Origin of the sequence: Kitasatospora sp. NBC_00315 (genome assembly GCF_041435095.1) — a bacterium.
Taxonomy (GTDB): Bacteria; Actinomycetota; Actinomycetes; order Streptomycetales; family Streptomycetaceae; genus Kitasatospora.
On record NZ_CP108025.1, the window covers coordinates 6,026,366 to 6,040,433 of the forward strand.

Genomic DNA, 14,068 nt, shown 5'->3' on the forward strand with positions numbered 1-14,068 from the left:
GGCTCAACCCTAGGAATGGCCCGTTTCCTGTTGGTGGCTCTGCCGTTTCCTGCATGTTAACCGCCCTCGTCCGACGGGCGGCAAAGGTGGACGGTTCCGGGCAAAACGCTGCGCCCCCACGGGGAGTGCGCCGCAAGTGGTCCAGACCACTTGCGGCAAGTCGCCGAAGGGCGGTTCACCCTCCGGGGGAGGCGGTGGCGGCGCGTCGGAGCCGCCCGGTTAGTGTGGATTCGTGGACACCAGAGAAGCGTTGGGATCGTGGATCGACGGCCCGAAGGCGGCCGCCGAGAAGATGGGTGCCGATTTCGGCTACCGCGGCGAGCGCCTCGGACTGCCCCAGGAGGGCCCCGGCTCGATGGCCGGCCCCGGCCGCCGGCTCGGCGCGCTGTTCGTCGACGGCTGGCTGGTGGGCCTGGTCGCGTACGGACTGCTCGCGCGCGGAGACCAGGCGGAGGCCAATCTCTGGACCACCCCGCTCTTCTACGCCGTCACCGCCCTCCTGCTCGCCACCACGGGGACCACCGTCGGCAAGCGCCTGTTCGGCCTCCGGGTGGTCCGTCCGGACGGCAGTCGCGCCACCATCCCGCAGACCCTGCTGCGCACCCTGCTGCTCTGTCTCGTGGTGCCTGCCCTGGTTTGGGACCGTGACACCCGTGGGCTGCACGACAAGGCGGTCGGCACGGTCGAGGTCCGGATCTGAGTACCTCGCCGCTCGGGGAGACGGGCGCCTGAGCGCCGGGACGCCCCCGGGCGCCCGGCGCCGCGCCCGAGGAGCCCCGAGAAAAGCCCCCGGGGCCCTGCGAAGCCCCAGAAGCCCCCAGAAGCCCCGGGGCCCCCGGGGAACGAACGGAAGCGATCGGCACCGAAGGAACGCGGGAGTCAAACGGCCCCGCCGCGGGATGTCCGCGGCGGGGCCGTGTCGTGTGTCGGGGCGGTGGCGGTTCAGCGAACCTGGCCACCCTTGGGCATCCGGGCGCCCTTGGGCATCGGGCCCTTGGGGATCGGCGCCTTGGAGAGCAGGTCGCCCAGTGCGCGCAGCCGGTCGTTGGTCTCGGTGACCTGGGCCGGGGTGATCGCGCGCGGCAGCCGCATCAGGTGGACCTGCAGCTTCTTCAGCGGGACCTCACCCTCCCCGGTGCCGACCACGATGTCGTGGACCGGGATGTCCCCGACGACGCGCGACATCTTCTTCTTCTCGGCGGCCAGCAGCTGCCGGACCCGGTTGGGGTTGCCCTCGCCGATCAGCGCGATGCCGGGGCGGCCGACCGCCCGGTAGACCGCGTCCTGGCTGCGGGTCACCGCGACCGGGGTCTGGTTGGCGCTCCAGCCGCGCTTGATGTTGTTCAGCACGGCCGCGACCGCGCCGGGCTGGCCCTCCATCTGCCCGAAGGCGGCACGTTCGGCCCGGCGTCCGAAGACCACCGCCATGGCCAGAAAGGCCACGATGAAGCCCAGGATGCCCACGTACACCGGGTGGCCGATTGCGAAGCCGATGGCGAGGAACACGCCGAAGGTCAGCAGGCCGACGCCGGCGATGATCAGGCCGATCTTTGTGTCGACCTTCTTGGTCATTTGGTACGCCAGACGGATCTGCTTGAGTCGCCCGGTGTTCTCGGATGTTTCCCTCGCCATAACGCTCATGGTACGTGGCCGCAGCGCGGTATATCCAAGCCCGGTGCCTGTTAGGCCCGAACCGTGATCCCTCCGGCCGAGCGCAGGCCCTCCGGAAGGCCCGCGACCGCGGCCCGCGCACATCCCCGGTCGATACCCCGGGCCGGTATCCCGAGCCCGTGCCGGGCCCGGATCCGGCCACTGCCCGCACCGGTGGGAGGCCCGGTCAGCGGCGCCCGGCCTCCGTGGCGGCGCCCGCCGGGCGGGCCGGGCCGCCCCGGTCGGCGGCGAGCCGCCGGTTCTCGCAGACCGCCGCCCAGGCGTTCTGCCGGGCGTGCCGCTGGCCGCCCCCGAGCAGCACGCTCTCGGCCAGCCGCAGCGCGTTGCCGCCGACCGATCGAATCCTTGCCTGCATGCCGAACAGCTCCCCTCGGTGTCGAGAAGGTCCTGACAGTTCCACGGTCACCACTTGGTGTTACCAGGCCGTGACCGGGTCGTCAAAGCCTGATGAAGACCCGGCGCCCCTTTGGCGGAACGGAATACGGCAGACGTGCGCCGGAGCGCCGGACCGGCCGTCGGCGGCCCGCGGACGGGAGCGGACATGCGGACGGGAGGGGCGGGGCCGCCGTGGCCCCACCCCTCCCGTCCGCATGTCTCAGACCGTGGCCTTCGCGCGGTGCTCCAGCGCCTGGCGGTACAGCCGCCCGGCGCGGTACGAGGAGCGCACCAGCGGGCCGGACAGCACACCGGCGAAGCCGAGCTCCTCGGCCTCCTCCTGCAGCTCCACGAACTCGTGCGGCTTCACCCAGCGCTCGACGGGGTGGTGGCGCAGCGAGGGGCGCAGGTACTGGGTGATGGTGATCAGCTCGCAGCCGGCGCCCACCAGGTCGGCCAGCGCCTGGCTGACCTCCTCGCGGGTCTCGCCCATGCCCAGGATCAGGTTGGACTTGGTCACCAGGCCGGCGGCGCGCGCCTGGGTGATGACGTCCAGCGAGCGCTCGTAGCGGAACGCCGGACGGATCCGCTTGAAGATCCGCGGCACCGTCTCGACATTGTGCGCCAGCACCTGGGGCCGGGAGGAGAAGACCTCGGCCAGCTGCTCCGGCACCGCGTTGAAGTCGGGGATCAGCAGCTCGACGCCGGTGCGGCCGCCCTCGCGGCCGGCGGTCTGCGCGTGCACCTGGCGCACCGTCTCCGCGTACAGCCAGGCGCCGCCGTCCGGCAGGTCGTCGCGGGCGACGCCGGTGATGGTGGCGTAGTTCAGGTCCATCGTCACGATGGACTCGGCCACCCGGCGGGGCTCGTCACGGTCGAAGTCGGCGGGCTTGCCGGTGTCGATCTGGCAGAAGTCGCAACGGCGGGTGCACTGGTCACCGCCGATGAGGAAGGTCGCCTCGCGGTCCTCCCAGCACTCGAAGATGTTGGGACAGCCGGCCTCCTGGCAGACGGTGTGCAGCCCCTCCTTCTTCACCAGTGACTGGAGGGCGGTGTACTCCGGGCCCATCTTCGCCCGGGTCTTGATCCACTCAGGCTTCCGCTCGATGGGGGTCTCGCTGTTGCGGACCTCCAGGCGGAGCAGCTTCCTGCCGTCGGGTGCGACAGCGGACACGTGCGACTCCTAGAACTAGACGGGGTACCCCCAGGGTACGCCTGTGGTTGTACGGCCTTCGACCGGTCCGGCCCGGGGAATCCCAGGCGGTGGCCTCTTCGGGCAACGTCCGTCGCCCTGTGGGGATTCCGCTACCGGGCCGCTGCGGCGGCGGGCGCGGGTTCGGCGAGCTCGGCGAAGACCTCGGCGAGGTGTTTCTCGACCGCCGGCAGCGCCTCGCCGACCGGGAAGGCCCGGCCCAGCTCGGTGCTGACCGAGGCCACGCCGGCGTCCCGGATGCCGCAGGGCACGATCCGGTCGAACCAGGTCATGTCCGGGTTGCAGTTCAGCGCGAAGCCGTGCATGGTCACGCCCCGCGCGACCCGCACGCCGATCGCCGCGAGCTTGCGGTCGCCGCCGCGCTGGCCGGCGTTGGACGGCGCGTACTCCGGGCCGGCCAGGCGCGGGTCGATGCCGAGCGGCAGGCCCATCCGCAGGGTGAGGCTGCCGATGTCGATCACCTGTGCGGGGTCGACCACGGCGTCCGGGATGCTGTCGCCGAGCACCCACACCCCGCTGCGGCCCTCGACCCGGGCGGTCTCCACGCCGAACTCGGCGCAGGCGCGGATCAGCGCCTCCTCCAGCCGGCGGACGTAGGCGACCACGTCCATCGGCTCGGGCAGCTTGACGATCGGGTAGCCGATCAGCTGGCCCGGGCCGTGCCAGGTGATCTCCCCGCCCCGGTTGACCTCGACCACGGGAGTGCCGTCCAGCGGCCGGTCCTCGGGGTTGGTGCGGCGGCCCGCCGTGTAGACCGGCGGGTGCTCCAGCAGCAGCACGGTGTCGGGAATCTCGTCGGCGACCCGGAGGGCGTGCAGCCGCTGCTGCTCCTCCCAGGCCTCCTGGTAGGGCACCGACCCCTCGCCGACACCCATGCGTACGAACCGTACGTTCTCGCTCACCGCTGCTCCTTGCCCTGGCGTTCGAGACCAACCTCGCCACTGTACGCCCGACCGGGGGAGAGTCGTTCAGCTGTCCGAGAGCAGCCGCAGCCGCAGCGCCAGCTGAAGTTCCAGCGAGCGTTCGGGGCTGCTCCAGTCCCGGCCGAGCAGCGCCTCGACCCGGTCCAGCCGCTGGACCACCGTGTTCACGTGGACGTGCAGCTCGTCCTTCGCCCTGGTCAGACTGCCGCCGCAGTCGAAGTAGGCGCGCAGTGTACGGACCAGCTCGGTGCCCCGCCGGGAGTCGTAGTCGAGCAGCGGGCCCAGCGTCGAGGCGACGAAGCCCTCCACGTGGTGGCCGTCGCCGAGCAGCACCCCGAGGAAGCCCAGCGCCTGGGCCGAGGCGCCGTCGCCGGCCCGGCCGAGCACCCGCAGCGCCCGTACGCAGCGCAGCCCCTCGGCGTGGGCGGCGGCCAGCGCGAGCGGGCCGGCGGCGCTGCGGCCCACGCCGACCGTGACCGGCCCGCCGGTCAGCCACGCGAGCCGCTCGGCGGCCTGTTCGGCGGCCTCGCCCGGGGCGAGGGAACCGTCGTCCGGCAGCAGCAGCACCACGGCCTCGCCGTGTTCGGCGCTGACCCCCCGGGAACCGAACAGGTAGCGCCCGGCGGCTCCCGCCAGCCGCTCCCGGCCGGTCGGGGCGGCGGCCTCGGCGACCAGGACGAGGTGCGGGCGCCCCAGGTCGACGCCGAGCCGGCGCCCGCGGGCGATCAGGCCGGCCGGGTCGCGGTCGGGGGCGGCCAGCAGGTCGGCGAGCAGTTCGCCGCGGACCCTGTTCTCGGTCTCGGCGACCGAGCGGCGCAGCAGCAGGAGCAGCGCGGTCACCACGCTCGCCCGTTCGAACAGCCGGCGGTCCGCGTCGTCCAGGCCGGGCCGCCCGTGCAGCACCAGGCTGCCCAGCGGCTCCTGCCCGGCCAGCACCACGCAGACCCAGCTGTCCCCGCGCCGCACCGCCCTGCCCTCGGCGCGGGAGGCGGCGACCGCCTCGGCCAGCCCCTCGGCCCCGGCCGCCGGGCCGGCCAGGGTGTTTCCCTCGGCGTCGTGCACCGCTATCCCGCCGTCCAGCAGCGCGGCCACCTCGGCGGCCACGTCCGCGACCGCGGCGCCCCGCAGTACCAGGTCGGTGAGCCGGTCGTGGGCCTGCTCGGCGCGCTGCACGGCCGCGGAGTGGGCCCGGATCACCGCGTTGGCGCTGTTCAGCCCCGCCAGCGCGGCCCGGGTGTCGGCGAGCGCCTTGGCGGTGTCCAGGGCGATCGCGGCGTGCGCGGCGAGCGAGCAGAGCAGGGCCACCTCGTCGGGGGAGAAGGCCCTCGGCGTGCGGTCGGCGGCGAACAGCACCCCGATCACCCGGCCGCCCAGCAGCAGCGGCACGCCGATGATCGCGACCAGGCCCTCGTCCAGCACTCCCGCGTCGATCTGGCCGGTGTGGTGGAAGCGCTCGTCGGTGCGGTAGTCCGGCGTGGCGTACGGGCGGGCGGTCTGCGCCACCAGGCCGCCCAGGCCGTCGCCGAGGCTGAGCCGCAGGTTCTGGAAGAGCACCGAGACGGAGCCGTCGGTGACCCGCATGTAGGTGTCGCCGGCCGCCTCGTCCGGCAGCGTCAGGTACGCGGTGTCGGTGCCCAGCAGCATCCGGGCCCGGCGCACGATGGCCTGCAGCACGGCGTCCAGGTCCCGGGAGGCGGCGAGGTCGCCCGCGGTGTCGAAGAGCGCGGTCAGCTCGGCCTCCCGGCGCCGGTGCTGACGCAGTGTCCGGTGCACCCGCAGGGCCAGCCAGGTGGCGTCGTCGATCTCGGCGAGCACGGCCGCGGGCGCGCCCTGCAGCCGGGCCTCGGCGAGCACCTCGGCGAAGTCCTCGGTCGCGGCGCCCGAGGCGAGCAGGTCGAGCAGTCGGCGCAGGGCGGGTGCCGCGCCGGGGAGCGGGTCGTTCACGGTGCAGCCGCCAATCGGCAGAGTCTGGCCACAGGGGCGCAAGCGCGATGGTACGCCCCGCGACGGACGGCAGCCGGCGCCCCGGGCCGGGCGCCGGCTGCCGCCGTGAGGGCGGAGCGGTTCAGGCCGTGACGGTCTTCGCGTCCGCCACGCCGGCGGCGGCGACCTGCGGATCGCTCTCGACCTCGGCCAGATCCCGGCCACGGGTCTCCTTGGCGCAGAGCACCGCGAGGACGGTGATCACCGCCGCGATCGCCACGTACACCGATATCGGGGTCGAGCTGCCGTAGTCCTTGAGCAGCGCGGTGGCGATCAGCGGCGCCGGAGCACCGGCCGCGACCGAGGCGAACTGCGCGCCGATGGACGCGCCCGAGTACCGCATCCGGGTCGCGAACAGCTCGGAGAAGAACGCCGCCTGCGGGGCGTACATCGCGCTGTGGAAGACCAGACCGATCGTCACCGCGGCCAGCAGCGAGCCGAACGAGCGAGCGTCCACCACGGTGAAGAAGAAGAACGCCCAGACGCCCACCCCGACCGCGCCCACCAGGTAGACCGGCTTGCGCCCGACCCGGTCGGACAGCGCCCCGAAGAGCGGGATCAGCGCGAACTGGATCGCGGAGGCCACCAGGACGGCGTTCAGCGCGGTCTGCTTGGGCAGGTGGACGTGGGTGACGGCGTACGCGAGCACGAACGTGGTCATCACGTAGTACGAGATGTTCTCCGCCATCCGGGCGCCCATCGCCACCAGCACCTCGCGCCAGTGGTGGCGCAGCACGGCCACCAGCGGCGGCTGCTCGGGGGTCCGCTGCGCCGCCCGGCGTGCCTCGGCCTGCGCCAGCGCCTGCTTGAACAGCGGCGACTCGTCCACCGAGAGCCGGATCCACATGCCGACCATCACCAGCAGCGCGGAGAGCAGGAACGGCACCCGCCAGCCCCAGGCGAGGAAGGTCGCGTCCGACTGGACGGCCGTCAGCAGGGACAGCACGCCCGCCGCCAGCAGGTTGCCGGCCGGCGCTCCGCCCTGGGGCCAGGAGGCCCAGAAACCGCGCCGCCTCGGATCGCCGTGCTCGGAGACCAGCAGGACGGCGCCGCCCCACTCGCCGCCCAGCGCGAAGCCCTGGACCAGCCGCAGCGTGGTGAGCAGGACCGGTGCCAGCACGCCGACCTGGTGGTACGTCGGGAGCAGCCCGATCAGCGTGGTCGAACCGCCCATCAGCAGCAGGCTGACCACCAGCAGCTTCTTGCGCCCGATCCGGTCACCGAAGTGACCGAACACCAGGGCGCCGAGCGGGCGGGCGGCGAAGCCGATGGCGTAGGTCAGGAAGGCGAGCAGGGTGCCGGTCAGCGGGTCGCTGTTCGGGAAGAACACCTTGCCGAAGACGAGCGCCGCGGCGGTGCCGTAGAGGAAGTAGTCGTACCACTCGATCGTGGTGCCGATCAGGCTTGCGCCGACGACCTTCCAGAGGGGAGAGCTGGTTCTCGCTGCGTCGGGAGAACTGGCCATGGGTCCACCTGTCTTCTCTGAGGGGGTGGTGGTGCGGGGGCGGGGCGGGGGTGGCGTGCTGCGGGGTGCGCCGGGTCAGTGCGCGGTCCAGCCGCCGTCCACGGGCAGGCTGGCGCCGGTGATGTACGAGGCGTGCGGGGAGCAGAGCCACAGGGCGAGCTGGGCCACCTCCGCGGGCTCGATCAGCCGCTTCACCGCGGTGCGGTCGAGCATGATCCGCTCGACCACCTCCTCCTCGGGGATGCCGTGGGCGAGCGCCTGGGCGGTGATCTGCCGCTCCACCAGCGGCGTGCGGACGTAGCCCGGGTTCACGCAGTTGCTGGTGACCCCGTGCGGGGCGCCCTCCAGCGCCACCGTCTTGCTGAGGCCCTCCAGGCCGTGCTTGGCGGTGACGTACGCGGACTTGAAGGCGCTGGCCCGCAGGCCGTGCACCGAGGAGATGTTGACGACCCGTCCCCAGCCCTGGGCGTACATGTGCGGCAGGGTCCGGCGCAGGATGCGGAACGGGGCCTCGACCATGACCCGCTGGATCAGGCTGAAGCGCTCGGGCGGGAACTCGTGCAGCGGCGCGACGTGCTGGAGGCCGGCGTTGTTGACCACGATGTCGGCGTCGGCCGGCAGGGCGTCCACCGCGGCCGGGTCGGAGAGGTCCGCGACGCAGGCCACACCGTTGATCCGGTCGGCCAGCTCCTTGGCCGCTCCGGCCGCGACATCGACGACGTAGACCCGGGCGCCGGCCTCGGCGAGGGCCTCGGCGCAGGCCCGGCCGATGCCCGAGGCCGCGCCCGTGACCAGGGCGGTCCGGCCGGCGAGGCCGATTGCCGGGGGTCGGTCCGAAGAGGTGTCCATGGCCGAGAACGGTAGGAATCGCCGGGCCCGAGTCCTATGTTCCCCGTCGCCACAGTGTCCGGCCCGGCTATGGTGGCGGACCCCATGGGACACCCGTGGCGGCAGGGCGCCCGGCGAGCACCGGGAGCGCAAACCACGGCCTGGCCGCCTTCAACACAATGGGCGCGGTTGCTTCACCCGTTCGGAGGATTGCCGGGCCAGAACCGCACATAGCGCCCGAATGCTCGCTACATTCACGCCGATTCCCGATAGGGGGCGCCGCCCCAGGCACCGGGGGACTGGATTGTGCCGGTGCGGCGCTCGAGAGGTGTTGACTGACTATGCCCCAACGGCCTGCAACAGACAGCCCGGCGTACGGACCGCTCGACCCGCTCGACCCGCACGACCCGCACCAGGGGCCGGACGGGCGGGCCCTTCCGGTCGCCGCCGTCCTGCCCGACGGCGCGGCGCTGCCCGCCGCCGCCCCGCTCGACGGCTCCGTGCCGTCCGCCGTCCACCCGGTCGGCTCCGGGCACGACCCGGGCCCGCCCGGGGCGGCCACGGCCACCGGCCCGGCCGCCGCCACCGGCGCGGTGCCCGCCGCCTCGGGACCGCAGAACGGCCGGCTGGCCGTGCTGATCGACGAGGCCGGCTTCTCGCACGCCGGGCTGGCCCGCCGGGTGGACCAACTCGGTCTGGAGCACGGCCTCGACCTGCGCTACGACAAGACCTCGGTGACCCGCTGGCTGCGCGGCCAGCAACCACGCGGTGCGACCCCGGCGCTGATCGCCGAGGTCTTCACCCGCCGCCTCGGCCGCCGGCTCACCGCCCAGGACCTCGGCCTGGACGCCTGCGCCCCGGTCTACGCCGGGCTGGAGTTCGCCGAGACGCCGCAGGAGGCGGTGGACATCGTCGCCAGCATGTGGCGCAAGGACATCGGCCCGCAGTCGGAGCTGCGCCGGATCGCCTTCACCCCGGCCGGCCTGGTCGTCCCCAGCCGCGACTGGCTGATCGGCCGCACTGACGAGAGGGTGGCCCGGGACGGCTCCGTCCCCGGGCTTCGCGAGCCGGCCGCAGCCGGTCCCGGGGCGGCGCACGCGGCGCACGCGGCGCCTTCGGGCCCGGGCGCGGGCCCCGGCGGTGCGGCCGGGGCCGCCGCCCCGCCGGGGCCCGCCCAGCCCGCCGCGCCGGGGCACCGGACGCCGCCCCGGGCATCCGTCCGCCCGCCGGAGCGCGGTCAGGGCGCACCGGGCGGCCTCGGCCGGGTGCCGCTGCAGAGCCGCCGGCCGCCCACCGCCGTCGAGCCGGCGCCCACCGACCAGGCCGGCGAGCCCCGGCCGGCCATACGGGTGGGGCGCGGCGACATCGCCGCGGTGCGGGCCGTCGGTGACCTCTTCCGGGCCCTCGACCAGGCCTACGGCGGCGGGCACGCCCGGCAGGCGCTGGTGCGCTACCTGGAGAGCGAGGCCGAGCCGATGCTGCGCGGGCGCTACGGCGAGCAGATCGGCCGGGCGCTGTTCGCGGCGGTCGCCGACCTCACCCGGCTGGCCGGCTGGACGTCCTTCGACGTCGCCGCGCACGGCCTGGCCCAGCGCTACTTCGTGCAGGCCCTGCGGCTCTCCCAGGCCGCGGGGGACCGCGTGCTCGGCGGGTACGTCCTGGTCACCATGAGCCAGCAGGCGGTGCACCTGGGGCACGGCCGGGAGGCGGTGCAGCTGGCCCGGGTCGCGCAGCAGGGCGTGGGCACCTCCGGCCCGGCCGCCGTCCAGTCGCTGCTGCACGCCGCGGAGGCCCGCGGCCACGGTCTGCTGGGCGACGTGCGCGCCTGCACCACGGCGCTGGTGCGCTCCGAGCGGGCCCTCACCGCCGCCCGCCCGGGCGACGATCTGCCGTCCTGGGCCCGCTTCTTCGACGAGGCCCAGCTCGCCGACGAGTTCGCGCACTGCTACCGCGACCTCCAGCAGTGGCGCCCGGCCGCCCAGCACGCCGAGAAGTCGCTGCGGCTGCGCTCTCCCGCCTACGCCCGCAGCCGGATCTTCTGCCGGCTGGTGCTGGCCACCGCCCGGCTCGGCATGGGCGATCTGGACGAGGCCTGCACGATGGCCACCGACGCCCTGCGCGCGGCCGGCGAGATGCGCTCCACCCGCACACTGGAGTACGTGCGGGACTTCCACCGGCGGCTCACCCCGTACCGGGGCAGTCCGGTCGCCCGGGCCTTCGAGGAGGCCGCGCGCCAGGCGGGGGTGGTCTGACCGGCCCCGGGCGGCCGCCGCGCGGCGGCCGCCCGGGGGTGCGGGCCCTAGGCCGCCACCTCCGCCTCCCGCCCCGCCGCCGGGAGCCCGAGGTCCCGCAGCACGGACTGCGCCGCCCGGCGCCCGGAGACCAGCGCGCCCTGCACGCCGGCGGTGTCCCGGTGGTCGCCGCAGACGTACAGCCCCGCGAGCACCCGCACCGGGCGCCGGAAGTTGTGCGGCGGCGGCATCGCGGGCACCGCGTCCGGTACGTGGCGCACGCTCAGGAACTCCCACCCCGCGGTGGCCGTGCCGTACAGCTCCGCCAGCCGCGCCCGCACGGCGGGTTCGAGCCCGGCCGGGCCGCCCTGGTCGAAGGCGCGGCGGCCCAGCACGGTGGTGGCGATCAGGGCCTGCCCGGCGGGGGCGTACGAGGGGTGCAGCTCGCTCAGCACCAGCGAGTGCGAGACCAGGGGCGGGGCCCCGCCGGGCCGGTCGCCGTCCAGCAGCAGCACCGGCTCGGCCAGCGGCGGTCGGTCGGCCGCGTGGTAGTAGGTGGTGACCGGATGGAAGCCCGGGAGCCGCAGACCGGGCAGTAGTTCGGTGGCGGCCGACGCGTCGGTGGCGATCACCACGGCCTGCGCGCCGATCCGCCCGTGGGCGGCGGTCTCCACGCCGTCCGCCGCTATCGACTCGACCCGCACCCCGAGCCGGACGGTCCCGGTCGGCAGCGCGGCCGCCAACTGAGCCGGTACGGCGGCGATTCCGCCGGCGGGCAGGCACAGCCGCCCGCGCGCGTACGAGCGCAGCACCAGGTCGGCGACCCTGCTGCTGGTGCCCAGCGCCGGGTCGCTCAGCAGGGCGCCGAGCAGCGGGCGCAGGACGCCGTCCACCGTGCGGGCGGGCAGTCCGCGGTCGGCCAGCGCGCGGGCCGCGGTGGTCTCCGGCCTGGCGTGCAGCCGTCCGGTCGAAGTGGCGGCCAGCCGGCTCAGCCAGTTGCCGAGCCTGGCGCGGTCCAGCGGGCTGCCGAAGGGCGTGCGGGCGGCGGTCTGCCGGGTGCCGCCCGGCCGGGGGTCGCCGGTCCGGTGGCGACGGCCGGCGGCGTGCACCAGGACGCCCGGTGCCAGCGGACGAAGGTCCAGCCGGTCCAGGTCGAGCCGTCGGCGCAGCTCCGGGTAGGCGGTGTTGAGCAGGTGGCCGCCGTGGTCGAGGCGGAACCCGTCCACCTCGCGCGTGGCCATCCGGCCGCCGATCCGGTCGCTCGCCTCCAGGACCTGGACGTTCAGGCCGTGGCCGGTCAGTAGGCGGGCGGCGGCCAGACCGGCCAGACCGGCGCCCACCACCACGACGTCGGGGTCGGACGTGCGGCGAGCGCGGCGGGTGAAGTCGTATGCGGGCACTGGCGTGCTCCCTCCCTGGTCCCGGGGCTTCGGCCGACAGAGGCAGCGGGGTGCCGGGACACGGTCCGACCATGTGATGCCCCGTCACCGGTGAGATCAGACGGGCGGTTCGGGCCGGATCCGCCGACGCGGCGGGATTCGGTGGCACGGCCCGGGGCACGGTCACGGAGTGTGCGCCCGGCCGCCTCCTGGACGGGCCGACGGGCGCGCTCGGTCACCGGGGGCGTGCGGCGCGCCTGTTTTGTGCTCCCATGCGCCCCCTGCACCGGGCCGCCGCCACCGTCCGCACCGGGCGAACCGCCCGGCTGCGCCGCCCGTCGCCGCCACCGTCCGCACCGCTCCCCGGCGCCCACCGCTCCCCGGCGTCCGGCCCGGGCCCCCGCATCCGCTGCGCACCGGAGGCCGGAGCGGGCCCTCGGGGGCCCGGCAGCCCCTACAGGGCCGCCCGCAGCGCCGACTCGACGTCCGGGTGGCGGAACCGGAAGCCGGCCTCCAGCAGGCGGGTCGGGAGGACCCGGTGACTGCCGATCACCTCGACCGCGAACTCGCCCAGTGCCGCCTTCAGCGCCACCGCCGGCACCGGGAAGGGCGTCGGCCGCCCGAGCACCCGGCCGAGCGCCGCCGTCAGCTCACGGTTGGTCACCGGCTCGGGCGCGCTCAGGTTCACCGGTCCGTGGACGTCCCGATGGTCGATCAGGAAGCGCAGCGCCGCGACCTCGTCGGCCAGCGAGATGTAGCTCCAGTACTGGTCGCCCGATCCCAGACGGCCGCCGAGGCCCAGTTTGAACAGCGGGAAGAGCCGGGCACCGGCGCCGCCGTCCTGGGCGAGCACCAGTCCGGTGCGCGGGTGGACGACCCTGATCCCGGCGTCGGCGGCGGGCCGGGCGGCGGCCTCCCACTCCACGCAGACGTCGGCCAGGAAGTCGTCCCCGGCGGGCGCGTCCTCGTCGATCGACCGGTCGCCGGTCTGGCCGTAGTAGCCCACGGCCGAGGCGCTGACCAGCACCCGCGGTGGCCGCTCGGCCTCGGCCAGAGCCGCGGCCAGGGTCTCGGTGCCGAGCACCCGGCTCTCCCGGATCTCGCGCTTGTAGCCCTCCGTCCAGCGGTGGTCGCCCACCCCGGCGCCGGCCAGGTGCACGACGGCCTCCACACCGGCCAGGCCGGCCCGGTCGATCTGCATCCGAGCCGGGTTCCAGCCGATCGCCGTGGTGCCGTCGGCCTGCGGTCCGGTCCTCCCCCGATGCCGGACGAGCCGCACCACCTCGTGCCCGTCGGCGAGCAGTGATCGGACGAGGGCGGAGCCGATGAAGCCGGTGGAGCCGGTGACAGCGATGCGCATGGCGCCATCCTCGCAGCTGCGAGGCCCTGGGCCGGGGTGACCGGGCTGGCTAGCATGTCGCGCATGCGAGACGACGATCTGATCATCCGTACGGCACGCGTGCAGGACGAGCGACAGCTCGCCGATCTGAACCGCGCCGAGTGGTCCGTGCTGAGCGATGTCGGCCCCCGGCCCGCCGAGGGAACCGGTGTCTTCGACCGGCGGCACCCGCCGGAGCAGTACCTGCTGGCACTGCTGGGCGCCCAGGTCGTCGGCTACGTGCGCCAGGTGCCGCCCACCCCGCTGGCCGTGAACACGCACGTCCGGCAGATCCAGGGCCTCGCGGTGGACGGCTCCGTACGCGGCCGGGGCATCGGCCGGGCCCTGGTGGAGGCGGCCTGCGCCGCCGCCCGCGCCGAGGGTGCCCGGCGCATCACCCTGCGGGTGCTCGGCCACAACGCGCCCGCCCGTCGGCTGTACGAGCGCTGCGGCTTCCGGGTGGAGGGCCTGCTGAGCGAGGAGTTCCTGATCGACGGCCGGTACGTGGACGACGTCTGGATGGCACGCCGGCTCGACGGCTGACGCCCCGTACGCGCAACTGCCCGGTCCGCGGGCCGAACTGCCCGCTCCGCGGGCCGAACTGTCGGGGGCGTATCCCGAC

At 74.8% G+C, this 14,068-nt stretch carries 12 protein-coding genes; 3 read left to right on the top strand and 9 right to left on the bottom strand.

What is annotated here, in order from left to right; translation table 11 throughout:
• The first annotated feature begins 232 nt into the window (after positions 1-232).
• Complete coding sequence (locus tag OG823_RS25095; protein ID WP_371482041.1) at positions 233-700, top strand: RDD family protein; 468 nt, start codon at positions 233-235, stop codon at positions 698-700.
• Between the two features lie 242 nt (positions 701-942).
• Here OG823_RS25095 and OG823_RS25100 read toward each other — a convergent pair whose 3' ends face one another.
• From OG823_RS25100 to OG823_RS25130, 7 genes are all read right to left on the bottom strand, one after another.
• The gene (locus OG823_RS25100) at positions 943-1,641 is read right to left on the bottom strand and encodes a DUF4191 domain-containing protein (protein WP_371482042.1); all 699 of its coding nucleotides are present in this window, start codon (positions 1,639-1,641) and stop codon (positions 943-945) included.
• 196 nt (positions 1,642-1,837) lie between these two features.
• On the bottom strand, positions 1,838-2,026 hold the full coding sequence (locus OG823_RS25105; RefSeq protein ID WP_371482043.1) for a hypothetical protein: 189 nt from the start codon (positions 2,024-2,026) through the stop codon (positions 1,838-1,840).
• Positions 2,027-2,266: 240 nt separating this feature from the next.
• On the bottom strand, positions 2,267-3,220 hold the full coding sequence (locus tag OG823_RS25110; protein ID WP_371482045.1) for a lipoyl synthase: 954 nt from the start codon (positions 3,218-3,220) through the stop codon (positions 2,267-2,269).
• Between the two features lie 131 nt (positions 3,221-3,351).
• The gene (gene lipB / locus OG823_RS25115; protein ID WP_371484644.1) at positions 3,352-4,134 is read right to left on the bottom strand and encodes a lipoyl(octanoyl) transferase LipB; all 783 of its coding nucleotides are present in this window, start codon (positions 4,132-4,134) and stop codon (positions 3,352-3,354) included.
• 93 nt (positions 4,135-4,227) lie between these two features.
• Positions 4,228-6,126 (bottom strand): helix-turn-helix domain-containing protein, encoded by a 1,899-nt coding sequence (locus OG823_RS25120; protein ID WP_371482047.1) that lies wholly within the window; start codon positions 6,124-6,126, stop codon positions 4,228-4,230.
• Positions 6,127-6,247: 121 nt separating this feature from the next.
• Positions 6,248-7,630: an MFS transporter gene (locus tag OG823_RS25125; protein WP_371482048.1), complete on the bottom strand. Its 1,383-nt coding sequence runs from the start codon at positions 7,628-7,630 to the stop codon at positions 6,248-6,250.
• Between the two features lie 75 nt (positions 7,631-7,705).
• On the bottom strand, positions 7,706-8,479 hold the full coding sequence (locus tag OG823_RS25130) for a 3-hydroxybutyrate dehydrogenase (RefSeq protein ID WP_371482050.1): 774 nt from the start codon (positions 8,477-8,479) through the stop codon (positions 7,706-7,708).
• A 320-nt stretch (positions 8,480-8,799) separates the two neighbouring features.
• Here OG823_RS25130 and OG823_RS25135 point away from each other — a divergent pair, with 320 nt between their 5' ends.
• Positions 8,800-10,710, top strand: coding sequence for a regulator (locus tag OG823_RS25135; RefSeq protein WP_371482052.1), 1,911 nt, complete (start codon positions 8,800-8,802; stop codon positions 10,708-10,710).
• Between the two features lie 47 nt (positions 10,711-10,757).
• On the opposite strand, the gene OG823_RS25140 is transcribed toward OG823_RS25135, so the two are convergent.
• Positions 10,758-12,089 carry an FAD-dependent oxidoreductase gene (locus OG823_RS25140; RefSeq protein WP_371482054.1) on the bottom strand — a complete coding sequence of 444 codons (1,332 nt, stop codon included), beginning with the start codon at positions 12,087-12,089 and terminating at the stop codon, positions 10,758-10,760.
• Between the two features lie 433 nt (positions 12,090-12,522).
• On the bottom strand, positions 12,523-13,428 hold the full coding sequence (locus OG823_RS25145; RefSeq protein ID WP_371482056.1) for a TIGR01777 family oxidoreductase: 906 nt from the start codon (positions 13,426-13,428) through the stop codon (positions 12,523-12,525).
• 54 nt (positions 13,429-13,482) lie between these two features.
• Here OG823_RS25145 and OG823_RS25150 point away from each other — a divergent pair, with 54 nt between their 5' ends.
• The gene (locus OG823_RS25150) at positions 13,483-13,989 is read left to right on the top strand and encodes an N-acetyltransferase family protein (protein ID WP_371482058.1); all 507 of its coding nucleotides are present in this window, start codon (positions 13,483-13,485) and stop codon (positions 13,987-13,989) included.
• Positions 13,990-14,068 lie beyond the last annotated feature (79 nt).

Coding starts and splice junctions, on each gene's coding strand:
- OG823_RS25100 (WP_371482042.1), bottom strand. CDS start 1,641: ATGAGCGTTATGGCGAGGGAAACATCCGAGAACACCGGGCGACTCAAG.
- OG823_RS25125 (WP_371482048.1), bottom strand. CDS start 7,630: ATGGCCAGTTCTCCCGACGCAGCGAGAACCAGCTCTCCCCTCTGGAAG.
- OG823_RS25150 (WP_371482058.1), top strand. CDS start 13,483: ATGTCGCGCATGCGAGACGACGATCTGATCATCCGTACGGCACGCGTG.
- OG823_RS25130 (WP_371482050.1), bottom strand. CDS start 8,479: ATGGACACCTCTTCGGACCGACCCCCGGCAATCGGCCTCGCCGGCCGG.
- OG823_RS25135 (WP_371482052.1), top strand. CDS start 8,800: ATGCCCCAACGGCCTGCAACAGACAGCCCGGCGTACGGACCGCTCGAC.
- OG823_RS25105 (WP_371482043.1), bottom strand. CDS start 2,026: ATGCAGGCAAGGATTCGATCGGTCGGCGGCAACGCGCTGCGGCTGGCC.
- OG823_RS25145 (WP_371482056.1), bottom strand. CDS start 13,428: ATGCGCATCGCTGTCACCGGCTCCACCGGCTTCATCGGCTCCGCCCTC.
- lipB (WP_371484644.1), bottom strand. CDS start 4,134: ATGGGTGTCGGCGAGGGGTCGGTGCCCTACCAGGAGGCCTGGGAGGAG.